The 24,846-nt window shown below is 49.0% G+C and carries 14 protein-coding genes; 5 read left to right on the top strand and 9 right to left on the bottom strand.

Going from position 1 to position 24,846, the window contains the following annotated elements:
- Positions 1-36: 36 nt before the first annotated feature.
- The 7 genes from sov to AABK39_RS18615 form a co-directional block, all read right to left on the bottom strand.
- Positions 37-7,125, bottom strand: coding sequence for a T9SS outer membrane translocon Sov/SprA (gene sov / locus AABK39_RS18585; protein ID WP_338392807.1), 7,089 nt, complete (start codon positions 7,123-7,125; stop codon positions 37-39).
- Between the two features lie 88 nt (positions 7,126-7,213).
- Positions 7,214-7,807 (bottom strand): Holliday junction branch migration protein RuvA, encoded by a 594-nt coding sequence (ruvA, locus tag AABK39_RS18590; RefSeq protein ID WP_338392808.1) that lies wholly within the window; start codon positions 7,805-7,807, stop codon positions 7,214-7,216.
- 161 nt (positions 7,808-7,968) lie between these two features.
- Positions 7,969-10,233 (bottom strand): NADP-dependent malic enzyme, encoded by a 2,265-nt coding sequence (locus AABK39_RS18595; RefSeq protein WP_338392809.1) that lies wholly within the window; start codon positions 10,231-10,233, stop codon positions 7,969-7,971.
- 44 nt (positions 10,234-10,277) lie between these two features.
- Positions 10,278-11,366, bottom strand: a complete 1,089-nt coding sequence (locus AABK39_RS18600; protein ID WP_338392810.1) for a DUF4837 family protein — start codon at positions 11,364-11,366, stop codon at positions 10,278-10,280.
- A gap of 329 nt (positions 11,367-11,695) precedes the next feature.
- Positions 11,696-13,222 (bottom strand): lytic transglycosylase domain-containing protein, encoded by a 1,527-nt coding sequence (locus AABK39_RS18605; protein ID WP_338392811.1) that lies wholly within the window; start codon positions 13,220-13,222, stop codon positions 11,696-11,698.
- Positions 13,223-13,298: 76 nt separating this feature from the next.
- The gene (gene gatA, locus AABK39_RS18610; protein WP_338394705.1) at positions 13,299-14,723 is read right to left on the bottom strand and encodes an Asp-tRNA(Asn)/Glu-tRNA(Gln) amidotransferase subunit GatA; all 1,425 of its coding nucleotides are present in this window, start codon (positions 14,721-14,723) and stop codon (positions 13,299-13,301) included.
- A gap of 231 nt (positions 14,724-14,954) precedes the next feature.
- A complete protein-coding gene (locus AABK39_RS18615; protein ID WP_338392812.1) occupies positions 14,955-15,155 on the bottom strand; it encodes a Sec-independent protein translocase subunit TatA/TatB in 201 nt (66 codons plus the stop codon).
- Between the two features lie 265 nt (positions 15,156-15,420).
- Between AABK39_RS18615 and metF the strand changes: the two genes are divergently transcribed.
- Positions 15,421-16,305 (top strand): methylenetetrahydrofolate reductase [NAD(P)H], encoded by an 885-nt coding sequence (metF, locus tag AABK39_RS18620; RefSeq protein ID WP_338392813.1) that lies wholly within the window; start codon positions 15,421-15,423, stop codon positions 16,303-16,305.
- A gap of 55 nt (positions 16,306-16,360) precedes the next feature.
- On the opposite strand, the gene arsC is transcribed toward metF, so the two are convergent.
- The gene (gene arsC, locus AABK39_RS18625) at positions 16,361-16,699 is read right to left on the bottom strand and encodes an arsenate reductase (glutaredoxin) (protein WP_338392814.1); all 339 of its coding nucleotides are present in this window, start codon (positions 16,697-16,699) and stop codon (positions 16,361-16,363) included.
- A 154-nt stretch (positions 16,700-16,853) separates the two neighbouring features.
- Between arsC and AABK39_RS18630 the strand changes: the two genes are divergently transcribed.
- Positions 16,854-17,315, top strand: coding sequence for a protein-disulfide reductase DsbD domain-containing protein (locus tag AABK39_RS18630; protein ID WP_338392815.1), 462 nt, complete (start codon positions 16,854-16,856; stop codon positions 17,313-17,315).
- 49 nt (positions 17,316-17,364) lie between these two features.
- Complete coding sequence (locus tag AABK39_RS18635) at positions 17,365-18,720, top strand: hypothetical protein (protein ID WP_338392816.1); 1,356 nt, start codon at positions 17,365-17,367, stop codon at positions 18,718-18,720.
- Here the strand turns inward: AABK39_RS18635 and AABK39_RS18640 are convergent.
- Positions 18,717-20,333 (bottom strand): helix-turn-helix domain-containing protein, encoded by a 1,617-nt coding sequence (locus tag AABK39_RS18640; protein ID WP_338392817.1) that lies wholly within the window; start codon positions 20,331-20,333, stop codon positions 18,717-18,719. The genes AABK39_RS18635 and AABK39_RS18640 overlap by 4 nt on opposite strands.
- A 165-nt stretch (positions 20,334-20,498) precedes the next feature.
- Here AABK39_RS18640 and AABK39_RS18645 point away from each other — a divergent pair, with 165 nt between their 5' ends.
- Positions 20,499-22,595, top strand: a complete 2,097-nt coding sequence (locus AABK39_RS18645) for a Sip1-related alpha-galactosidase (protein ID WP_338392818.1) — start codon at positions 20,499-20,501, stop codon at positions 22,593-22,595.
- Between the two features lie 113 nt (positions 22,596-22,708).
- A complete protein-coding gene (locus tag AABK39_RS18650; protein ID WP_338392819.1) occupies positions 22,709-24,805 on the top strand; it encodes a Sip1-related alpha-galactosidase in 2,097 nt (698 codons plus the stop codon).
- Positions 24,806-24,846: the final 41 nt, after the last annotated feature.

A 24,846-nucleotide genomic window follows, 5' to 3' on the forward strand; every position in this document is an offset into this window, starting at 1 on the left:
CAAAATTGTGCGATGTTCTGACAATACAATATTTCATTAGGAAAGACTGAAGCGGACCTGCACCCCAAAAGCGGTGGTAGTACGGCGATACGAAGTGGAAATTTTCGGTTCGTTAACGCTCCGTTCGTAGTACATTTGTACGTTCAATCTGCGGTTCACTTGGTAATCAAGCGTCGGACGGACCTGAATGTTCATGTTTCCGTTTGTTATTTTATTTTCCTCGTCAATACGGCGCTGTACGGTCTGCGTATCCTTAAAGCGGGCCGTCAGACGCATTGTAAGGTCATTATCCAAAACGATAGTCCTGCCGTCGAATTTGAACGGCAATTTCAACCCGGCCTTCGTATAACTTACATCGAAAACAAAGTCCTTAGAATTCATCTCCGTAATCTGAGCGTTCGATATGGTTAGTCCCGCAGTTCTTTCCGTATTGTATTGGAATTTGAACATAATACGGTTTTTGGTCCGTAGGTTAAACCCGATTAAAGGCCTAAAACGCTCCGTTATCAACACTTGGTTGATGATATATACAGGAACCAATTCACCATTATCGTCCACTATTGTCGGAGACTGATAGTCCTCGATATTCTGATCGAGACTCAGGATCCCCGGATCATTGTAATCCAGAGCGTTAGTGTAGCTGTCCACCGAGTAGGTTGACGTATAAGCGTGCGAAAGCGTAATGGAAGTAAACAGTTTCTTTAGCGCCGGAATTCGCTTCAGTCCCGTATAGTCGATCCGCCAGTTAGGCATCGGAATGCTCGGGAACGGCGACAAACCTACGGAAGAGGCATTTTTACCAGAATATGCAGCGATAAAGGCCGGAATTAATACGTCTTGCGAATTTTCGCCATAAACACCACTGCCTTCGGCGTCAGCGTCCAATCTGCCCTTAACTATCGCCCTGTTTTTCACGAATTCATCAAACACGTCCGAATCGATTCCGTTTCCGGAAAAAGCCGTGGAAACGGGTAGGAAACTAACACTGTAGCTACCGGAACGGGCCGGCGTCAGCGATCGGAACACGTCCTCAGCATCATCGAATCGGAAAAGTTCCTGATAGCCGTCTGTTTTTCTTTTATCAAAATTAACCTTGACAGAAAAATCCCTAAACGGTTCAAGTTTCGCCGAAATCTTCAGGTTTAGACTCTTGGCTTGGTTAAATGGCGTCGTCATGCTTGGCGTTTGTACCAGCCAGCCATTTTCCGAGGCCGTATAACGAATCGACGGGTCTTGGCTACCCAAAATAAACGGCAAGCCCGGCGAATCAAAATCCTCGTCAAAACCAAGCAGATGCGGGTTATTGGCAAAGCCCGGAAGCAAAGTCCCTTCCGTGACGGTATAATTAAAGTTCACCGAACGCAACGACATCATCAAACGAGCGAGTCCTTTGAGCGCTTTGAAATCGCGTACGGTGTCTTCCTCGTTTTTCTTCCGGATGTGAGCTCCTTTCTGTCTGCTGGATGATCTTGAAGATCGTTTTCGACCGTTAAGCGATTTTAGGAACTTGTTTTTATTATAAAGCTTTACAAAGTCAACTTTGCCGGTAAGGCCGTATTGGCGGTTGTTTTCAATCGTATTACCGAAATAAAGATCAGGCTCCTCCGGATCCGGCAAAGGTCCAGCCTCCCAGTTATAACCGACATCATAAGAAGCGTCGGCGCTCATCCAGTCCGTAAGCGGAAGCTTATCCAACGGGAGTCGGTAATTGAAAGACAACTGCTGGTTATAATTTTTAATCCTTCCGAAATTCATGAAATTCCTTCGAACCGAATCCTTCTTCGCCTGGGTATTCAAATCACCCAAAGGTTCGTCCACAATTGCGTTTACCCTCGCATTATAATTCATCGAAAGGCTATTGGTCAAATTCCAACGCAACGCGTAGCTTCTGTTGAAGTAGAAATACTTATCGAAAGTAGGGTCAATACCCTCGATTGTCATTTTCTCGTTTCGGAGCTGCGTACGCACAAATCGGCGATCAACTTCGGCCGTAACCGATACAGAGGACGGAATAGGTGAAATATTAAAATCCTTCAGCCATTTCAAATACGGACTCTCCAAAGCCGTTGCCCCTTTGAACGGTTCCCAAAGGATTTCTTCCGGAGTATATTGGTAAGCGGCCACGCCACGGTAATATTCGTTTACGTAAGACTCCGTATTGTAATTGGAACTGGTTACGTCGCTGTAAGCGTAAGTGAAATTCAGGTTTTCCAGATCGTAAAAATGCTTTTTGGCGTCCGGCTTCCGTTTTTCTTTCCTAACATTCGTGAAGCTAATCGCCCGGCGGGTGGTTCTGTCCTGAACCATTTTCTTGTAGTCCGACCTGGCGCTTTCATTTTCAAAAGCGTTGAGCGAAGCGCTAAGCGGAATATCCGGATCAAGCGGATCGTAGAACGGCGTAACCACCTCTTTCTCGTAGCTCACGAACATCGGGATCTTGAGCCCGAGACGATCCGGGCCGAATTTGTCGACATTCACTCTGGCCGAAATATCATAACCGATGCGGTCTTCACGAGTCCGTTCGTTGATCTTTTGCTGAATCTCACCAAATCCCGACGACACGTAGCGAGTAGATGCGTTAATCTCCGCCACATCGGCAAGTTTGGTATTCATACGGACATTTGCCGCCCAGCCGTCTTTGGAATCGAAATCCGTCACGCGGAGTTCGTTCACCCAAATACAAGCCGATTTTGACTCGCCGTCAGGCGTTTTCGGGTTTCGGACACCAATCATCAGCGTTTCCACACCACTCAAGGCAGGTCGGCCGACAACAGTCAAGCGATACTTTCCAGACTCTTTACTGTAAGGCAATTCCAAGCTCGCCTGCTTTCTGTCCCGTTCTTTTTTCAATGTATAAAGCTCATCGAATGCCAAATCGATGGCATTTTCTTCCGGCCAAACCTCATAAGGGTCCTGAGCACCTTGGGCGCTAAACACCAACGGAAGTTCTATCTCGTAGTAGTTTTGCGTAAAGTCAGCTCCCAGCCTGACAAAGGCTTTTAGGTCTCCGTCCAGAGCGTCTTCCGTCTCGGCGTGGATAAACATCTTGACCTTTCCGTAATTCACCAGATCGAGATTCGTGTTCTTAAACGCTGCTCTAGCGTCCCGGTCTTTCAGCTCGTCTACGCAAAGCTGCATGGACTGCTCGTTTACCCGGCGCTCCACGGTTGATGTGTTGTCACGATCACGATTAATGCCCGGAGGCAGAACGTAGCCCGTATTTTCCTCCACATTTACGGCCGAAACAGTGAAATTCCGTGTATCAACCGGTTTAGGAATTTCCTGGAAACCTTTGTGGTAAAGATCGCCGTCGTATTTTCTCCACTGCGCTCCCGCAAAACGGAAATTAACCATACGGAGTACGGCAGGCTGTTTAAAGCCCGTCATATACATCCGGAGGTAACGCATATTCTTGAAGCCTTGGATATTGCCCTGGACCCTGTCCGGCGTACGGATCGGGATCCGGAAAAGATACCAGTTCACCGTTTCGCCGTTTTGGGCTTCGGCCACTAAGTGGTCGGTAATATAACCTTCGCCAACCGACAATGAGCCCGGCTTCAGTTTTACTTTATATTCGTAATAAGCCTCAAGGGTAGAAATCGTATTGTCATCATTGAGGTCCGAATTATCAGGTTTCGGGCTGTTTGAAGGCGTATAAGAACCTCCGGAAACTACCGGCGAGTTATTTTCAATACCGTTAAAGGATTTGTAACGTTCCAGAATTTTGTGGTCCCTGTCGTCATGATAACCGCCGAGATAATAACGGAAGTCATCGCCAGCTACGTCATCACCAATCTTTTCTCGGGCGGAAGCCGGAATCGAATTCAAGAATGTCTGGAAAGGAGCGTAGGCTTGCTCGGCGGCGTTGCCCAAACCGTCGAAACCAACGTCTTGGTATTGCCGAGAGCCACTGTCATTATCAAAGGCCTTGTTCAGGATTTGTTGTGTGGTAACCCGTCCCCAAGGATCCATCGGTGTAACGCCGTTGTCCGAACCGTCACCCGGAAGGCCGTTTTCGAAGATGTGTCTTCCGTTATCGAAGATGTCTTCCGAAACGTTACCCAAGTTAAACACCAGCTCTCCGCCAGTAGTGTTGTTTATCCCTTGTACCTGTCCGTTCTTACCGGCGATAAAAGGATCGAGCATCCAGAATTCGATATACTCGATATTGGTTTGGTCAAAATCGGTCTCGTTGGTAATCGCCCGCATTATACCGCCCCAGTTTTCTTCGGGCTTTCTAAGCTTTCCTTCGGCGTCCAGATTCGTGTTAAAGTTATAAGGCCCGCGCTCATCCGGATAATAAGCCATATCGAATACGGGGAGGTTCACGTTGATAACCTGATCATCCCGGTTCGGGAAAAGCTCCTGTGGCGGAACCGGGCGTACGTAGTGGTTTTCCAGATCATCATCGCCGATGTTGGATGGCTTCTGGGTCGAGGAAGAACGATAGAAAAGGTTATCCACGATATACCAAGCCAATTTGGCCCGCTTCCCGTTCAGGAGGTGCGGATCCTGCTCTTTTCCCAAATCAAACGGGCTTCCGTTGATATCGGGCGTAGTCGCCAATTTCCATTTTTCCAGATATCCCGAAGTCAAGCTATAAGGAATTACGGCCGTTTCGAAGTCATCAATATAGGACGTGCTCTCGCCGTCCACTTTGTTCGATGTACCCGACATCAGCTGGGCAAACTCGGCGTTAATCCGGAAGCTGGAAGGTTCTTTAGTCGAAACCACCGGCAAGGCGTCCATCATCCGGGTCAGAAACCTGGACTCTGTGCTGTAATTGATATCGAAACCGTATTTGACGTTGTTCAGCGGTTCGCTACCAATCGAAACCCGGCTCACGATCGGGCGCTCGCGCAGATAAAGCATCGTAGCGCCAATATTGAAATTCTCATTGATCTTGTAATCGAGCCTTGTTCCCAAAAGCGTTCTTGAGGAAAAATTGAACAGGTCCGATTTTTCATAACTCACGGCGATCTCTTTGCCGGAAGTCATGATACTTTGGTTAAGAATAATCACCCTCCCGAGGTTGTAATCGACGCGGTAATCGATGTTTTCCGTCAAAGGCATTCCTCCCGCCGTCACCACCACGGAATTTTCGGCGATACCGATACCCGGCAAAGCGATTTCGCTGGCCGATCCGGAAGCCACACGGCCTACCAAAGTGAATTTGTCCTTGTTTACGTCTTGTTGGGCCTCGTTCTTGGTTTTGCCGTACAAGTCGTGATAAACGTATTTGTTGATCAGGAAATCTTCGGTTCCGGCCACGAATTTGTTTTCCAGATTATCACCGAACGGTTCCAAAATCGGGAATACGACCAAGCCGTAATCCGGAATTACGGTAACACCTTCCACAAAGTCGAAATAACCGTCGCCAGTAGAAATCGGGTCGCCATTTTGGTTCAATTGGTCGAGGCCAAGGACATTCACCAATGGTTTTCCTTTGATGCTGGCTCCTTCGCTCAACGAAGGGTTATCGAGTCCCGTGGTGTTATCCCTATATTTGATCTGAAGCTCGAAGCCTTCTTTCTCGATTCTCGAAACGCCTAATCCGTAGACATTTTTCATCATCAGATCCCAAGTAGGCACTTCGGTGTTGATCTTGTTAGGCCTCAAAAGCTTCATGTAGATCAACTGGTTTTCCTTAACCTTGGAGTAGTTTTCAGAAAGTTCACCCACACGGTACGCACGGCCATTATAGGTATATTCGTAAGAAACGGCTAACATCTCGTCGCTCTGTAGCGAGCGCTTAAGGGAGATATAACCCAAAGCCGAGTTGAAATAGAATTCGTCCTTTGTAAGTTTTCTCGCTCCGTTGGCCAAGACGTAATCTACGGTGTTTTCCATTCCGTGGCCTTTGGCCGCGGACTCAAACCGGGTAGGATCACGGAAATCCGTTTCGTTATTTCGAAGCGTCGAAAAAAGTGAGTTCGCGTCATTACTTGCGGGACCGTTTCTTTTCGGGTTCCATGTAGTGCGATAAACCCTCTCCGGCTCGCCAAGGTCCATCAAACCGGCGACATTACGCAACGTCGTGGTATTGTTGCTCCTGTTGATCACATAAACTTCGACACGCGTTACGTTTACGCCCGAAATCACGCGCGAAGGGCGCTCTACCCATTCCTCGTATTTGTCCCTAAAGAAGTGGGAGAGGAAGAAGTGGCGGTTTTCGTCGTAATCCGAAACCCTTTTGGTAAACTGTTTCCCTTGGCCCGGCGTGCCGTTCGAACCTATACGGATAGTCTCTGACTGACCACGTTGGGTGGTCATCACGGAAGTCATATACAAACGGCCAAACTGCAGTTGCGTTTTTACCCCAAAAAGGTTTTGCGCACCACGAATCAGGCTGTTGTCAAGCCCCATACTTACGTTACCGACTTCAATTTTCTTTATAATTTCCTCATCATAACCGGTGTATTCCACCTTAAGGTCGTTCTGGAAATTAAACGCGTTATTGTTGTCCACATTTGCGGTAACTTTCAGCTTTTCCCCGATTTGTCCGACCAAATTCAGGCTCATCTGCATATCGAAATCCAAACCGCCGCTCCGCTGTTGGGCTACGGGAACGGACGGATTAAACGTTCGAACCCAACGTCCGCCAAGGTCCAGATTGACCGATCCGCTAGGCTTGATGTTTACCACCGAACCTCCGAAAATACGGTCGAAAATAGGGCTGAGATAAATAGGGGGAATAAGTTTTCGGTCACTGACGGCGCTTTTTCCGTCAAGACCGGCGGAACGGGCCCGCCAATAATCCCGGAGCACTTTCATCGTATGCAGACGATCGTACTCCTCAAAACTCATGTAAGTGTCGGGGCGATAATTCACTCCGTCGCCGAAGCGCTCGTATATTCTGAAATTGTTCGCCGTGTCCAGCTCATAACCCAAATTTAGAAACGCGGGATCCGAAAGGCGGTAAGGGCTCCGCATCAAACGGTTCGAAAAAGGGTCCCCGTTACGATCTTCGGGTTCGTATTCCGGCCGGCTTGTTTTCTTATACGGCTCTGTCGCTGGCGTATCTTTTTTTTCACCTGTACCGTTATTCACTTGGGCGCTAACAGCCAGTGGCATGGCCAGAAGACCAAAAGCAAAACCTATATAGACGGCAATTCTCCTCAACAAAGCTCGTTCTCTTCTAAAATTCCAATACTGATTGCTATGTGTGTGCTGGTGCAAAAAAACGACCGCTTTCTTTCCCGAAGCGCTTGTTTTATCTGGCCTTGAGTGCAAGTTTTATGACTTCTTCCGTGGTAATATCGGAAGCAGCCTTCTTCAAAATCGTATCGATGCTCTTTTCAGCCGTCGCCTTGGCTATTCCCAAAGTGGTCAATGCCGTTAAGGCGTCTTCTTTTACGGCGTAATGCGCAACACCCAAAGCGGCGTCCACTTTCTGGTCGAAGCCTTCCTTGGCCAGCTTATCCTTAAGTTCCAGAATAATCCGTTGCGCTGTTTTCGCACCAATACCTTTCACGCTCTGCACCGTTTTGGCGTCCTCCGACACAATAGCGCGTTTGAGGTCGTTCGCGTCCATCGACGAAAGGATGGTCAGGGCGGTGTTGGGCCCAACCCCCGAAATCCCGATCAACTGCATAAAGAGCCTTTTTTCCGAACCCTCGGAAAATCCATATAGAATCTGGGCGTCCTCCTTCACATGCAAGTACGTGACCAGTTTATAAGATTCCTCGTTTTTTAAAGCGGCGTAAGTGTTCAAGGAGATCCTAACTTCGTAACCCATCCCCCCAACATCGACAATTACAAACGCAGGCTCTTTATGAGCCAGCGCACCCTTTAAATACGCTATCATATCTGCAAAAAGTAAATAGTACAGAAACCAAGTTACGACTAAATGCGCTGAATACAATAACATTACAAAAAAACCCGACGGCGATTACCGTCGGGTCTGATCAGTATAAAATTATCAAAAATGAGCCAGAAAAAGGACTTTTCTGATAATCTAAGCCTCTCTTATTCGGTAGCTTGTTGAGCCTCCACTACAGCTAAAGCGGTAAGGTTGACGATATCTCGCACCAAAGAGCCGAGTTGCATAACGTGCACCGGCCTGTCCATTCCCATCAGGATAGGTCCGGTAATCTCCGCCCCTCCGATTTCCTGCAATAATTTATAGGCGATATTACCTGAAGCCAAATCCGGAAAAACCAGCGTATTCGCTCCGTGCTCCGCCAATGCGCTGAAAGGATAGTTCTGTTGTTGCAATTCCGTATTCAGCGCAACATTAGCCTGAATATCGCCGTCGATTACCAAATCCGGAAATTTGGCTTTTGCCTTTGCTACCGCTTCCGCCGCCTTGGCCGGAATTTCGCCTTTGGCTGAGCCAAAATTCGAGTAAGAAAGCACCGCCACTCTCGGTTCCACACCCAAAGAGCGTACTTTTTCCGCAGTCAGTCCGATGATATCCACCAGCTCGTCGGCCGTAGGGTTTGCGTTGACAGTCGTATCGGCGAAGAAGTACGATTGCTTATTATTGGTTACCACATACATTCCGGCCACACGGTCCACCTCGGGCTTTTTCCCGATTACCTGAAGGGCAGGCTTGATAGATGTCGGATAATCTTGCGTAATACCGGCGATCATGGCATCGGCGTCGCCCATACGGAGCATCATCGAGCCGAAAGTATTGCGATCCCGCATCAGCTTTTTGCCCAATTTCTGAGTCACGCCTTTGCGCTTACGCATTTCATAAAGTATGTCTCCGTACTTGGCCCGTTGTCTTTCCTCTTCGAATGGGTTGATTATCGGGCAACCTTTCAGGCTCAGTCCCTCTTCTTTGATAAGGGCGGTAACTTTGTCACGGTTACCCAAAAGGATTGGCTTGGCGATACCCTCGTCCAATACTGTCTGCGCGGCGCGTAAAGTCATGCGGTTTTCGGCGTCGGAGAAAATCACTCTCTTCGGATCCAGTTGCGCTTGCGTGATCATACGCTTCACGATGTCTTGCTCGATGCCGATTCGCTGTTCCAACTCCGTGTTATAAGCTTCCCAATCCTCGATAGTCTCACGAGCCACGCCAGATTCGATCGCAGCCTTGGCTACAGCCGGAGCGATAGTCGTGATCAAACGGGTATCCAGAGGTTTCGGAATCAAATATTCCCTGCCGAAACCAAGAGAGTTATCGTTATAAGCTTTTTTCACGCTTCGTGGCACAGGCAGTTTGGCCATTTCGGCCAAAGCCCTAACCGAAGCGAGCTTCATTTCCTCGTTGATCTGAGTGGCCCGTACGTCCAAAGCGCCACGGAAAATATATGGAAACCCGAGCACGTTGTTTACCTGATTCGGGTAATCCGAACGGCCAGTGGCCATAATTACGTCCGGACGGGCCTCGGTAGCCATTTCGTACGGAATTTCCGGATTCGGGTTCGCCAAAGCGAAAACAATCGGATTTTCGGACATCAGTCGCAAATCGTCACCGTTAAGCAAATCGCCTCTGGAAAGACCGAGGAAAACATCGGCGTCAGTCAACGCGTCTTGGATTGTCCGAATATCACGGGCGGTCGCAAACTCAGCTTTCGTAGCGTCAAGATTGTCGCGGTCTTTGCGGATTACGCCCTTGCTGTCCAGCATCACGATATTCTCCGGAGTAACGCCCAAAGCGATATAAAGCCTTGTGCACGATACCGCCGAAGCGCCCGCACCGCTAACAACAACTTTTACGTCGGCGATTTCTTTTTCGGCGATTTCCAGCGCGTTCAACAAAGCGGCCGAAGAAATAATGGCCGTTCCATGCTGGTCGTCGTGCATCACCGGAATATGCATCCTGTCGCGGAGTTCATTCTCGATCTTGAAACACTCCGGCGCCTTAATGTCTTCCAGGTTTATCCCTCCAAAAGTAGGCTCCAAGGATTTGACGATCTCGATAAACTTCTCGGGATCTTCCTCGTCAATCTCAATATCAAACACATCAATTCCGGCAAACTTCTTAAAAAGGACACCTTTCCCTTCCATCACGGGTTTCGAAGCCAAGGCTCCAATATTACCCAAACCCAAAACAGCCGTTCCGTTCGAGATCACGCCCACAAGATTCCCTCTGGACGTGTACCTGAAAGCGGTTTCCGGGCTTTTTTCAATTTCCAAACAAGGTTCGGCTACGCCTGGCGAATACGCCAAAGCCAAATCGAGCTGGGTACTCAACGGCTTGGTCGGAACTACTTCGACCTTTCCTGGCTGGCCCATCTCATGATAGGCCAAGGCGTCTTTTTTCAAATTTTGCGACATAAGTTTTGGTGTATTTTTAGCCGGCAAAAAAATCGTCCGGCATATCAGCTTCTGGCTTTTTTGGGCTTTTCCTCTTCACCTTTGAAGCGGAAAGTCCAAAGAATAGACTCCAACTCGCGAAGTGTCTCCCTTTTTTTACGGTTTGGAGCGTACACAAAGCCCTCAATATAATAAAGGCGCCCTTTGTCAGCGTCGGCAAATGCGTAGCTGATAAAAGATCCGCCTTGCGGAACGAAGTTGGTCAACTTCCAAAGCCCGCGCATCTCCACGGCAAAACGTCCGTTGAAATTCACGTTCTTGAATTCGACCGGAACTTGGCGTTCCGTAATCATGTACGTGCTATCCTTGTAGCCAGTTACATATCGCCGGCTAATGTCGTCGCGGAAACTGATCAGCGAATCCTCCACGAACTGGCCCTGCGATTTGTAAGGCTTGGAACTGACCATAATAAATTTGTCCTCGTCGGCACTGGCATTCTTGAACCAAAGGAAATTATCGGACTCTTCCACCAAATTGTAGCCATACGGAACGTCAAGCGTAAATCCGTATTTTTCAAGCAAAAGGTTCGACTGTTTTTTGTAAGATTCGTTCGGGAAAAGCTCTTCCGTACGGCGCTTTCTTTCCGACAGGTTTACCAAGTCTCTCAACAAGAATCTGTTCCGCTCAATCTGCGCGGCCAATGTTTCCTGATCTTTGCCAAAAAGACTCACGATATCCTGATGCGTAGCGTATTGGTCTTGTTTCAACTCCATAAATACGCTGGAATCCGACTGGATTTTGGAAATCGCCTCTTCTGAAAAAGCATCCTGCAACTTTTTCGAATCCTCGGTTTTCAGGTCGAAAGTAGTTACGAAAATCAGGTTTCTGGATTTCTGGAAAAGGCTGTTGAACTCCGAAGGACGGATTTCATGTACCCTGAACATCGGCTCCGTTCTCAGGATGCCCGGCATGGCCAGCCTGAAAGTTTTGCGCAACGCGCCACCCACCGGACCGTTCCACACCAACGAGTCCGCCACAATCACTATTTCACCTTTCTCGCCATTGGCGCTCTGGAATAGTGTTTTATTTGATTTGTTTCCACCACATGACCATAGCAAAGGCAAAAACAACAGGAAAAATAAGCGATTTTTCATCTTTCGGAATTTTATGTTTTTCAAGATCTTAGTTTCCGTATCAAAATACCTTGACTTTTCTCACCGGAAGGTTTGAGAATCAACGGTGACCGTTTTTTTTCGAAATTGCCCAAAAGAGGCGCAAATAACAAAAAGCATCTTCCAGACGGTTTGTGAACGGTTCAAATCAAAAGAGAGCCAACACGGGACCAAAACAAACTACATCATTAGTTAAATATATGGTTTTGATCCGTAAACTACAACCCGCCAAAGTATTCACGAAATATCAAAAAAAAAACGGGAAGTCAGCAAAGGCCGGCTTCCCGTTTTTTTGCGCACTACTCTCCCTCTCAACTCAGATACAATTTTTGCCCCGGTTTCAGGTTATTGCGCTTTAATCCGTTCAGCTTTTTGATCTTCTCAACGGAAACGTTCTTATACATTCTGGATATTGACCAAAGAGATTCCCCTTGCTTTACGTAATGTACTCTGGATGAAGGAATGTCTCTCGGCGCCACATTTTTCTTGGCAGAAGATTTCGAGTTTCTGTACTTGGAAGCCACCGATCCACGGGTATAAATCCGAAGCCTTTGGCCTACACGGATCATATTTCCCCGCAAGCTATTCCAGTTGCGCAAATCCCTGACTTTCACCCCATACCTGATAGCGATAGAGCCCAGAACATCACCGCGTTTTACTCTATAATAAATCAGGTCACGGCCAAAAATACTCGCCGGGCTGGTCTTGGCCCTGTGCATAATTCTTTTCTTGTCGACATTCGAGGCCGAATCAAGAATCCAAGTCCGGTTTTGCCTGAAATAATCGACATTGGATACCGGGAGGTTCACCACATAATTCTTGTAACTATCCGGAATCGCCTCGTATTTCAGCGACGGGTTCACAAAGCTGACGCTGTCCATTGACGTTCCGATCAAGTTTGCCACTACTTTCAAGTTGACAAAACCGTTCATACGGACAGTGTCCGTTTCGATCGGATGGTTCTCGACCCGCGCTACCAAATTATGCTCCTCCGCATGCTTGAATGTATAAGTCAAGGCGATAAACTGAGGCAAGTAAGACCGTGTTTCCCTTGGTAAGTAACGATAAATCTGCCAGAAATTTCGCTTATAATCAGATCTCCGGATCGCTTTTCTCACGTTTCCAGGCCCACAATTGTAAGCAGCCAAAGCCAACTCCCAATCGCCGAACATCATATAAAGATCCTTCAGGTAACGGCACGCCGCTTCGGTCGATTTCTCCGGATCCATACGCTCGTCCTGAAAGTGGTCATAAGACAACCCGTAATATTTGCCTGTACGGCTCATGAACTGCCAAAGGCCGATAGCCCCTGCCCGCGACATAACGCGAGGCTTCAGTCCCGATTCCACAACCGCCAAGTATTTCAACTCGTCGGGCAAACCGTGCTCCCGGAGCTTCCGTTCGAAAATCGGGAAATACATGGACTTACGGCTCATCGCTTGCCGTGAGTAGGCCCTGTCCCGGATGGTATAATAGTCAATAAAGCTTTTGCTGTACCGATTATAGGTCATCGGGATTTCGGTGTCAAGAGCTTTGAGCCTTTGCGCCAATACCTCCGGCGAAACCCTCGGTATATGTTCGTCTCGAAAATCAACCGGGATTGAAGCTTCCAAGCCACGAATTGCCCTGTTGGCTTTGAACGCCCGCAAATCCTCATCCGCCTCAAGCATCTCACGATGGACCCACTTCAAGTCTTCCATAAACCGGCCACGCAAACGGGCGCTGTCCAGTTCACGGTCATTATTTTGGGCCTCCGCCTCAGGCATTCCACACAAGCCGGCTACAGAGAGCGCGCCAGCGGTCATATACGCTTTGAATTTTCGAAAAGAACAGATCATGAAATGTATTCGGGGTACGTTCACTAGCATCTTGGCCATCACCTCGCCGGAAAGGTCCAGAAAGGGAAAGCAGATTTTACAATGTTGACAGGTATTTCGCAAAAGCCAGCATGTCGGCTTCTTTGAATGCGCCCGCCATCACCTGAATGCCGACCGGAAGACCGTTTTGGTCATGTCCGTTCGGAACCGAAATCGCCGGAAGGCCGGAGACTGAGGCCTGCACCGTATAAAGGTCTTCCAAAAACGTGGTCACCGGGTCGCTCTTGGCGTGCGAACCTATTTTGAAAGCCGTGGTAGGAGTGGTGGGCAGGACTACAAAGTCGTATTCTCCAAGCAACTTTTCCGTATAATCCTTGATAAGGCGCCTGACTTTCTGGGCCTTCGTGTAGTATGCGTCATAATAACTGGCGCTGAGCACGAATGTTCCGAGCATAATCCGGCGTTTTACCTCTTCGCCAAAGCCTTCGGAACGGCTCTTTTTGTACATCGACTCCAGATCGGTCGTATTCGGGCTACGGTAGCCGTAACGCACGCCGTCGAACCTGGAAAGGTTGGAGCTGGCTTCGGCCATCGTCAGGATATAATATGTCGGCAAAAGGTAATCGAGCCACGGAAAGCTGACCTCCTCCACGGTGTGCCCAGCTTTTCTCAACGCTTCGATTTTTGCCAAAGTTTTTTCTTTTATCTCATCGGAAAGACCTTCCGATTCCAGAGTTTCCTTCATATACGCCACTTTGACCTTCTTGTCAAAGCCCAGCAACTTCGAATATTCTGGAACCGGCTTTCTCGACACGGTACTGTCATAGTCGTCTTGTCCGGCCATTACCTCAAGAACAATCGAGGCATCCTCTACGCTATTGGCTAAAACACCGACAGTGTCAAAAGAAGAGGCGTAAGCCGTAAGGCCGTAGCGGGAAATCCTTGAATAAGTCGGTTTAAGGCCAACAACATCGCAGAAAGCAGCGGGTTGGCGTACGGAGCCACCCGTATCGGAACCGATGCTGACCAGACAAGTATCGGCCTTGACAGCCGCCGCGCTGGCTCCGGAGGAACCGCCCGGAACCCTTTCCGGATCGATCGGATTACGAGTCGGACCGAAAGCGGAATTCTCATTGCCCGATCCCATAGCGAACTCGTCACAGTTTACCCGGCCGATGATTACGGCGTCCTCATCGATCAAACGCTGTACGGCCGTGCCGGTAAATTGGGATTCGAATCCGTCAAGAATCTTGCTAGCACCTTGCAGACCATGGTCTTTGTGGCAAAGCACGTCTTTGAGACTCACCACCATTCCGGCGAGTTTACCCGCCGTACCGGCCACTATTTTTTTATCTACCTGCTTGGCCGTCTCTCTCGCTTCGTCCGCATACACTTCCAGATAGGCATTCAGGTCCTTGGTTTTATCGATGTTTTCAAGATAATGCTCCACAAGATCGGCACAAGTGGTCTTGCCCGCCGAAATTGCCTCGCGGATTCGCTCAAATGAGGTATGTTGCTCCAAGGTGTGTACGGTTTGTTGTAGTTTCCGCATGCGGCCAAAAGCCGACAAGCGATGTATGCGGTAGAGGAACCCGCCTACATAAAGAACGGCCCGCATCGGCGGGCTTGTACGTCAGAGGCTTAAAATACAAAAACAGCCCTTATGGCGGACAGTCCGGTAAATGGAAACCGGACCACAAGCCAAATAAGCGCTGTTCCTGAATCTAACTAAAGACAAGCCTCTGTGCCGGGATTACTCCTTAATCTTCTTTCCGGCGTCGTCAATCTCTTCCTTGATCTCTTTCGTAGCATCCTTAAACTCACGGATACCTTTGCCCATTCCGCGAGCAAGTTCCGGAATCTTTTTGGCTCCGAAAAAAATGATCACGAACAGGACGATTACGATCAGCTCGGGACCGCCGATGCCTCCCAAAAATCCAAGTACAGTATTCATAGCTCTGAAATTTTCTTCCTAGAAACAAATATAAGGAATAAATTGATAATAATACCCTCAATCTTAAGCGTTTCCCCGACACACACCTGACACCGGGGCAAACTCGTATCCAAAACGAAGGGTTACGGTACCTTATTTTTACGGGACCGCATATTTTTCGTTCGAAAAACCTAGCCGGCCCTGCCTTTTTCATCGACAAAGCGATTAATTTTATGCCGATTATATCGCAGTACCATTATCGAAACCTTAAATTATTCGGTGAAAATTGAAAATCACAGAACTCTTTGACAAAAAGGGAAAAACCTTCTCCTTCGAATTTTTCCCTCCGAAATCCTACAAGGCGACTATCGAATTCGGCATCAATGTAGGGAAACTCGTCAAGTCCGAACCCGACTTCGTGTCCGTAACTTATGGCGCCGGAGGCTCTAACCAACAAGCCTCCTTCGACTTGGTCGATTATCTGCAAAACTCCGTGGGGCTTAACACCATGGCGCATTACACTTGCGTAAAAGCCAGCGAGGACAAAGTGAAGGCCGACCTTTCCTATCTCAACGAAATCGGGATTAACAACCTGATGGTGCTGAGAGGAGACCCGCCAAAAGGTGAGAAAAATTTCCGGCCCGACGACGAAGCCTTCCGCTACGCCAGCGATTTGGTGAAGCGCATCAAAACGCATGACGCTTCCGACAATTTCAGCTTGGGCGTGGCCGGCTACCCGGAAATGCACCCCGAAGCCGAAAACAAAATCCAAGATGCGCTAAATTTGAAAAACAAGGTTGACGCCGGCGGAGACTTCGTGGTGACGCAGATGTTTTTCGACAACCGCCATTACTTTAATTTTGTCCAGCGTTGCCGAGACGCCGGAATCACGGCCAGAATCATCCCTGGCATTATCCCTATTACGGATTTCAGACAAATCAAGCGCTTTGCGCAGATGTCAAATTCGGATATTTCCGAAGAAACCGTAGCCTTTTTCGAACCACATCAGGGAAACAAAAAGAAAATGTACGAGGCAGGCGTCTATTACGCCCTTAAACAGTGTCTGGAGCTGCTGGAGGGCGGCGCTCCCGGCATCCATTTCTACACGCTCAACAAATCCGGCGCCACAGTGGACATCTTCGATTCCATACCGAAGATTCTCAAGAAATAACGCCAAACAAAAACGCCCGGAGTTTCGCAGTCTCCGGGCGTTTTATTTTTTCGTTCTACAAAATATCCAAGACCTTCTCGGGCGGACGGCCGATAACCGCTTTACCGTCTTTTATCACAATGGGCCTTACTATCAGCCTCGGATTTTCGGCGAGAAGCTTTATCCACTCCCCGTCAGAGAACTCTTTTCCCGCAAAGTTATCCTTGAACAACTGTTCCTTCTTGCGGACCAAGTCTTCCGGTTTTATCCCCAACGCCGTAACAATTTCCTTCAACTTGGCCTCATTCGGCGGAGTGTCCAGATAACGGATCACTTCAGGCGTTTCCCCCTGCTTTTCCAAAAGCTCCAGTGTCTGACGGCTTTTGCTACATCTTGGGTTATGGTAAATCTTCATAGTTTCCCTTTTTATTCAATTTATTCCCAGATTTAATAAATCGGAGCCGTAATTCAAAATATCCCGAATTTTCGGAAAGCCAGAAAGGGAAACACTGGCACGGCATCATCAATTTTTATATTATTGGTTTTTGTCCTATCCAAATCCGTTTATAATGAAAAAAATCATCACCTTTTTCGTAATGCTTACGGCTATTTTTCTTTGCGAAGCCCAAGCCCAAGTACTGAAACCTGTCAAATGGTCCTTTTCCGTAGAAAAGATTAATTCGAAGGAAGTTTACCTCGTTTTCACCGCCAATATGGACAAAGGCTGGCATGTCTATTCCCAGAAAGTTCCCGAAAACGGGCCCCGCCCTACGGTTTTTATGTTCGCGAGAGCGAAAGATTACCGCCTGTTGGGCAAAGTCCAAGAGGGGAAAGGAATAGAGAAATACGACAAAACGTTCGGAATGAAAGTCAAGTATTTCGACAACAAAGCCGAATTCAAACAAAAGATCGAAATCCGAAACCAAAAAGCCTTCGACGTAAAAGGGACGCTGGAATTTATGTGTTGCAACGACGGAACTTGCCTACCTCCCACAGAAGTCGATTTCGTTTTTCCGATCAACAAAAAGTAAATCCGGCGGGTTCTGTGTAGGAGTCTATTCCCGCACAGATCCCTAACCTATGTTCGCCAGTCCCGGCCGTACGAAATCCAAACACAGCACCCGGGCGGGCGGGGGAGGAGTCGCTTTGGCCCCACCGCAAACACCCGTATTACAAGCGTTACTTACTCCCGAACAATTCGAAGATCTCACCGACCGGTCCGATAATCCCCTTATCGACAACATTTACCAATTGCTTGACAAGTACCATGACTCCCACGAAAGCAAGGGAATTGACGTTCACAAACGTTTCAAGTTACTTTACGAAATAGAGCAAAAAGTCTATGCGTGGTTTGATCGTTATCCAATACGCGCCTCTTCCAACACCAGGATCCGCCACAGCAATCTGGCGCCCGCCATGGCCCAATTTATGGATGATCTTCAGGCGGAACACGAACGCCTCATTCAATTAGTCATTGCCGAAGATATTCCGATGTGGTTTCCGGGCGACATATACAACAAACCCGAAATTACGTCAATGTGGAACAGTCTCCGTTCCGGATCCGGCAACCTGAGGTGGAGTACCCGGAATAATGCGGGCCAAGACCAAAACATCGTCCTCGGATTCAAAACTTGGCTAATGTCATCATACGCCAAACTGATGCGGACCGAAGCCGGCAGAGCCTTGATCAGCCGAAGCCTGCAAGCTGGCAGAAGACCGATCGTTTTTCATCCTTCGGACAGGCTCAAGCAGGACCATTTCCCCCAACACAATGCCGAAAAAGCCGGAACGGTATCCAAAAACTTCGGTTTCTCGCATGAACAACTCTACAGAACCATGTGCGCCTTGCCTCCCCGTCCACGCGATGCCAGCGTTTTGGCTTACGCCGAAAATTGGACGGCCCAACACGAAGGAGCAACCGCCGAGGTGTATAACTATCATCCGCCCACCACCAAAAGAGGTGACGAAGTAAAATCAAAAACCAAAGACTTAGAAATGGAAACGGTCACCGCTACGCCCCGAACCGACGACGATAAGGCGATGGCGGAGGAGAAACCATATGATGAGCTAAACGAGTGGCTCGACATAGACAAGGGACAAAAATATATGTGGACGATGGGGGATTTCAGCTTATCGCCATCCTTCCTGCGTTTGGCTGAAGGCCTCGCTTACCAAGACGCACAATACGAACCCGACAAGACAAAATTCGGCGTAGCGCCCGAGACAAATTACGCGACAGTTCCTGAGCTGCGGCAATGGTCTAGTCCCACTTGGCACATAGCCCAGATCAAGATCAACGAAATCCGGCGAGAACACGGGCTGGCTCCGCATATGTGGGCCCGCCACAAAAATCTCGACGACTATTTTCTGAAAAAAAGAGTGAAAATCCGACCGCCGAGAAGTCCGTTGCCTAGCTTTTCGGATTCTTCGGACTAAGCTTCCCGCAGTTCCAATTCCCGAATATATTCCGAAGGATTCTTTCCGAATTCTTTCCGAAAACACTTACTGAAATACGAAGCGCTTCCAAAGCCCACGGCATCCGCCACATTACCAACATTTCGCTCGCCCGAACCGAACATCCGCTCGGCGCTTTTTAGGCGAAACCACACCATATATTCACTTGGCGACAGGCCCGAAACCCGCTTCACCGACCGGTAACAGCCCGATTTGCTCACTTTCAGCCTTCCGCACAAGTCCCGGACCGTGAGTTCCACATTATCCAGTTCCTCAGCCAAAGCGTTTTCGAATTCCTCCAAAAACAGTCTGTCTTTCTCAACCATTCTTCGCTTTCCGGATATTCCCGTAGGGCTTTCGGCTTGCGTTTTCCATTTTCGAAATCCACGAAAGGCCAACACGATCCCGACCGCTATCGATATTCCGAAAACCCACAACGAAAACCTTGACACTTTCCGAAACCGTACTTTCTCTTTGACAAACCTTTCCTGCCCAGCGCCCAATTTGTAACCAAGCTCAAACTCATATTCGCCTGCCGGCAAATTTGAGTAAGCTATTTTGAAATGCCTGCCTTGCGCTCGCCTCCACAAAGTGTCTTCGCCCAAAAGGCGATAGCGACTGACCGGATTCGCGCCAGATCTGTAAGTCAGAATCGAAACGGAAAACGACACTTCGGTATCCGATATCGCCTTATCGATAACTACCGGAGCCTTGTCCGTTACGGGAAACGCGTCGCCACGCCACCATTCCCGCATCTCGTCACGGGCGGCCTTAGCGCCCGATTCCAAAGGCAGATCGTAGCGCCATAGCCCTTGTCCCGAAGTCCCGATCCACAGGCAGGCGGAAGCGTCGAGCTCCATTGCGATGATCTTCAGATCGGGAATCCGAAGGCGTTTCCAACGATCGTCGTAGCGATTATATTCCCACAAACCTTCCGCTCTGGCGAGCCACAACCGACCGAAGCCGGCTTTTATTACCATGGTGGCGCTTTGGTCCGGACACGGACGGATTTCCATTCCGCCACCTTCGCCCGAAAGGTAAGTCAAAGTGTTTTCCGTATTCAGACACCAAAAATCCGCTCCGTCACGGGTCACTAGAGCGGGAATTCCCGAAAATCCGGGATCGGAATCGTAAAGAAAGCCTTGGTAATCATCGATCGTGGCGGAACGACGGCCACGGTTCCACTCCAACCTTTCCAAATTCAAAGCGAAGCCACGCTTCTCGGCCCCTTGCCGTCGGTACAAAGTGTCAGGCGCTTCAGCCAATCCCGGAATATATTGGAGTGGCGTTGGCGCTTGGTTTCTCTTTAACACATAAAGCCTCTCCGCCGAACGGGCCAACACGCCTCCGTCCACAAAAGGCATCACGGCTTCCACACTTTTTCCCGGCAGGAAATGTCTTTGGTTTTCGCCACCGTAAAGTATAACTCCGCCCGAAGTGGCTACCCAAACAAAGCCTTCCGCATCTTGCCGTATAGCGAATACGGTATCGGCGGAAGAGGCCTCCACTTTGTGTATTTTATCCGTTCCGGGAGTTTCGGCCAACGGCAGGAGTGCCGTGGCCAACACGAAAAATATTTTTCCTAGCAATGCCATCGGCAGTAAAAATTGGCAAAAGCCCCGATAACTATCATAAATTTTGACCAAAAAACCGGACAGATCAAAATATTAAGACGCCTGAACCCTGTCTTTCAACCATTCGCGCAGGCGCTTTATAAGTTGCGGGCAAAAATATATTTTTAACGCGAACACATTTGTGATATGAAAATCCGACTATTTGCGCTACCCGTTTTGGCGCTGGCCCTCGGCCTTCTTTTTTCCTGCAGGGAAGGAAAATCCCAACCCCAAGTCCCAACTACCGTCGATCTGTCGAATATTGACGGGGCCAAAACCGTCACTGCCGAAAACTTCTCCGGAAAGCCGGACTCTGTCGGCGTGCTTTTCCAACAGGAAATCATTTTGCCCAAATTCAAAAGAGGGGTTTATTACCGTCCGTACACTTGGCAAATTTCCGGCAACAGGGTAGAGGCCGTCTGGTTCGAAACGCTTCCGGATCTGTTCGCTTACCGCCCGAGTAAGCCTCGTGACCTTCGCATGAAGAACGGAACCAATTTTCAGATGAAATACGGAACTTTCCTCTCTTTGGAACTGGCGGACGGACGGCATATGGCCGTATTGCCCATTTCCGGAAAAGAAGCGCTCAGTACTTTCACCCCTAAAAACGGCAAGCTTTACCTAACCACCGCCAATTTCGGAACCGAAGCAGTAAGCGGAAACCTTCCGCTCTACGCTGTGGCCGTGGCCGAAACCCCACACCAAGCGTCCAACCTCGTTTGGGAAAAAGCGTTGGCGATGAAAGGCATGGAAAATATGGCCAAACTCCGCCATCAGAAAAAATACCCCGAGGTGTACTCTTATCTGGGCTGGTGCTCTTGGGAACATTTCCACAAAAACATCAGCCAAAAGAACATGTCGGAATCTTTGACGGCCCTCAAAGCCAGCGAGCTTCCTTTCCGCTGGATGATGGTGGACGACGGCTACCTCCACCAAGAAGGCCGCAGACTGTTGACCTTCGGCGTAGACTCAGTAAAGTTCCCAACTGGTTGGGATTTTCTTACAAAAAAGAAAGACGACAAGATTAAGTGGATAGGCATTTGGCGGAATATGTCGGGTTATATGAGCGGCGTTTCCACCCGCCACAAGATGAAAAAACTCGAAGCGCACCTGTTCAGATACGGCAACCGTATGCTCTCAAAGCCCAACCTGAACTCGGCCAAGGCTTTTTATGAGGAAATGGCCCTCAATACGGCCAAAAACGGCTTCGACTTTATGAAAGTCGATTTTCAGCACACCAACTTCGCCATGTATTCGGGCACGGCCAACGCCGTAAAGGCCTCGCATCTCAACCAACAGGCACTGGAAGACGCCGCCGACAAAAACCTTGACGGACTGCTCAACTGCATCGCGCAGTTTAGCGCCAACACCTTCAATACCCGCATCAGTTCCGTGACCCGAAACAGCGTGGATTACAAGCCCAGAGAGGACAAATTCCGCCACACCACCGCACAATCGTTCAGCAATGCGCTCTGGATGAGCCCGATCCTATGGGGCGATATGGACATGTTCCATTCCGGCTACGGACCCGACAAGATTTCGCGTTTGGCTTCCGTGGCGCGTTCCATTTCCGGCGGACCGGTTTACCTTTCGGATCATCCCGGACATATCAAGGCAGATTTCGTGCATCCGATCGTATATCTCGACGGGAAAATCCTCGGGACCTTGGCGCCGGGCACGCCAGTGACAGAAAGCGTTTACACCGATCCGTTCCTCAGCGGAAAAGCCTATCAGGTGACGGCTCCGCTCAAAAACCGTTGCGCCGCCCTGATGTCGATGAACCTCAACAACAATCCGCAAGACGTACAAGCCTTGATCAAAGGGGAATATTACGCCAACGCCAATTCCATGACCAAACAGGGCGAAAGCTCTTGGGAAATTCCCGCCGAAGGCCTGCTCGCCTACGATGTTCATGAAGGCAAGGCCCGGAAGCTTAACGGTTCTTTCAACGTGTCGGTAGGTCAGTTCGAAGACCAGCTCACGCTTTTGCTCCCACTAAGGCACGGACGCGCGTTTATCGGCCGTACGGACAAATACCTCGGTCCGCAGACTTACGATCTTGTCGAGGAAAACGCCGGAATGATGAAAATCCGTTTGGCGGAAAGCGGTCCCGTGGCCCTTTGGAGCCCTAACAAGACGCCAAGCGCCAAGGGCGTAAACTTTAAGAAAGGCAAGGACGGACTCTGGACCGCCCAGCTTCCCGTAAAAGCGGAGGAAAGGCTAATCGAGATCAAATTCCACTGATCCTGAATACAGGAGGTGAAATACCATCGACAATGTCTTTTATTTCAACCATCACTTACATAAAACACACCTGTAAGTGGTGGTCAAAATTTCACTCAAAAAATATTTGAGAAATGAAAGTCCGATTCTTCTCATTAACCTTCATAGCGCTAGTTTTTGGTCTATTTTTTTCCTGCGGGAAAGAACAAAGTAAACCCGAGGCTCCCACTATCGTCGATTTGTCAAATATAAACGGGGTCAAAGCCGTCACGGTCGAGAACTTCTCAGGAGCACCGGATTCTGTCGGGGCCCTTCTCCGCCAGGAAATTATTTTGCCTCAATTTAAAAGAGGGGTTTACTACCGCCCATACACTTGGCCTAGTGCGGGAAATAGGATTGAGGCAATCTGGTTCAAAACAATCCCGGATCTACTTGCCTTCATTCCTGGCAGGCCCCGTAATCTGCCGAAAAAGAACCCAATAACCGCTCAGTTAAAACACGGAACTTTTCTTTCCCTGGAACTAACTGACGGACAGCACATGGCAATATTGCCGATTGCCGGAAAGGAAGCGCTCAGTACATTTATGCCCGAGAACGGCAGGCTCTACCTAACCACAACCAATTTCGGAACCGAAGCCGTAAGCGGAGACCTTCCGCTTTATGTCGTTGCTGTAGCCGATACGCCACATCGCGCATCCAACCTAGTTTGGGAAAAAGCCTTGGCAATGAAAGGTATGGAAAATATGGCCAAGCTCCGCCATCAGAAGGAATACCCGGAAATGTATTCCTATTTAGGCTGGTGTTCTTGGGAGCATTTCCAACGGAGCATCAATCAGAAGAATTTGTCGAAATCGTTGGCTTTGCTTAAAGCCAGCGAACTCCCTTTCAGATGGTTGATGGTGGACAATGGCTACCTTCACGTAGAGGGGCATCAATTAGTCTCCTTTGGCGTTGATTCCGTTAAGTTCCCGACAGGTTGGGATTTTCTTACAAAGGAAAAAGATGACAAAATTAAATGGATGGGTATTTGGCGAAACATGACAGGCACTACGAGCGCGGTATCGTCTAAACATAAGATGAAAAAACTCGAAGCGCACCTTTTCAAAAAAGGTAACCTCATGCTTTCAAAGCCCAACCCCGCCTCAGCCAAAGCTTTTTATGAGGAAATGGCCACTAAAACCGCAAAAGACGGCTTCGATTTTATGAAAGTCGATTTTCAGTGTAACAACCATGTCTTCTATTTTGGCACAGCCAATGCCGTTAAAGCCTCGTACTTCAACCAGCAAGCATTAGAAAACGCCGCTGACAAATATCTGGACGGCTTACTCAACTGCATCGCACAGTTTAGTCCCAATGTCTTCAACACCCGGATTAGTTCGGTTACCAGAAACAGCGTAGACTACAAAGCCAATAAGGATAGGTTCCGCTATACTACCGTACAGTCGTTCAGCAACACGCTCTGGATGAGCCCGATCCTGTGGGGCGATATGGACATGTTCCATTCCGGCTACGGACCGGACAAGATTTCGCGTTTGGCTTCCGTGGCCCGCTCCATTTCCGGCGGACCGGTTTATCTTTCGGATCATCCCGGACATATCAAGGCAGATTTCGTGCATCCGATCGTTTATCTTGACGGCAAAATCCTCGGGACCTTGGCGCCGGGCACGCCAGTGACAGAAAGCGTTTACACCGATCCGTTCCTCAGCGGAAAAGCCTATCAGGTGACGGCTCCGCTCAAAAACCGTTGCGCCGCCCTGATGTCGATGAACCTCAACAACAATCCGCAAGACGTACAGGCCTCGATCAAAGGGGAATATTACGCCAACGCCAATTCCATGACCAAACAGAGCGAAAGTTCTTGGGAAATTCCGGCCGAAGGCCTGCTCGCCTACGATGTGCATGAAGGCAAGGCCCGGAAGCTTGACGGTTCTTTCAGCGTGTCGGTAGGTCAGTTCGAGGACCAGCTCACGCTTTTGCTCCCACTAAGGCACGGACGCGCGTTTATAGGCCGTACGGACAAATACCTCGGTCCGCAGACTTACGATCTTGTTGAGGAAAACGCCGATATGATGAAAATCCGTTTGGCGGAAAGCGGTTCCGTAGCCCTGTGGAGTCCCGACAAGACACCAAGTGCCAAGGGCGTAAACTTTAAGAAAGGCAAGGACGGACTCTGGACCGCCCAGCTTCCCGTAAAAGCGGAGGAAAGGCTAATCGAGATCAAATTCCACTGATCCCAAACTCAAGAAGCGGTTCTCCGCCTAAAAGAACCGCT

This window comes from Fulvitalea axinellae (assembly GCF_036492835.1).
GTDB classification, from domain to species: Bacteria; Bacteroidota; Bacteroidia; order Cytophagales; family Cyclobacteriaceae; genus Fulvitalea; species Fulvitalea axinellae.

Excerpts from the sequence above, each read along its gene's own strand:
- AABK39_RS18630 (WP_338392815.1), top strand. The coding sequence starts at position 16,854 with ATGAAAAAAATCATCACCTTTTTCGTAATGCTTACGGCTATTTTTCTT.
- AABK39_RS18650 (WP_338392819.1), top strand. The coding sequence starts at position 22,709 with ATGAAAGTCCGATTCTTCTCATTAACCTTCATAGCGCTAGTTTTTGGT.
- AABK39_RS18615 (WP_338392812.1), bottom strand. The coding sequence starts at position 15,155 with ATGAATACTGTACTTGGATTTTTGGGAGGCATCGGCGGTCCCGAGCTG.
- AABK39_RS18645 (WP_338392818.1), top strand. The coding sequence starts at position 20,499 with ATGAAAATCCGACTATTTGCGCTACCCGTTTTGGCGCTGGCCCTCGGC.
- AABK39_RS18640 (WP_338392817.1), bottom strand. The coding sequence starts at position 20,333 with ATGGCATTGCTAGGAAAAATATTTTTCGTGTTGGCCACGGCACTCCTG.
- AABK39_RS18635 (WP_338392816.1), top strand. The coding sequence starts at position 17,365 with ATGTTCGCCAGTCCCGGCCGTACGAAATCCAAACACAGCACCCGGGCG.
- AABK39_RS18605 (WP_338392811.1), bottom strand. The coding sequence starts at position 13,222 with ATGATCTGTTCTTTTCGAAAATTCAAAGCGTATATGACCGCTGGCGCG.
- ruvA (WP_338392808.1), bottom strand. The coding sequence starts at position 7,807 with ATGATAGCGTATTTAAAGGGTGCGCTGGCTCATAAAGAGCCTGCGTTT.
- AABK39_RS18595 (WP_338392809.1), bottom strand. The coding sequence starts at position 10,233 with ATGTCGCAAAATTTGAAAAAAGACGCCTTGGCCTATCATGAGATGGGC.
- AABK39_RS18600 (WP_338392810.1), bottom strand. The coding sequence starts at position 11,366 with ATGAAAAATCGCTTATTTTTCCTGTTGTTTTTGCCTTTGCTATGGTCA.
- arsC (WP_338392814.1), bottom strand. The coding sequence starts at position 16,699 with ATGAAGATTTACCATAACCCAAGATGTAGCAAAAGCCGTCAGACACTG.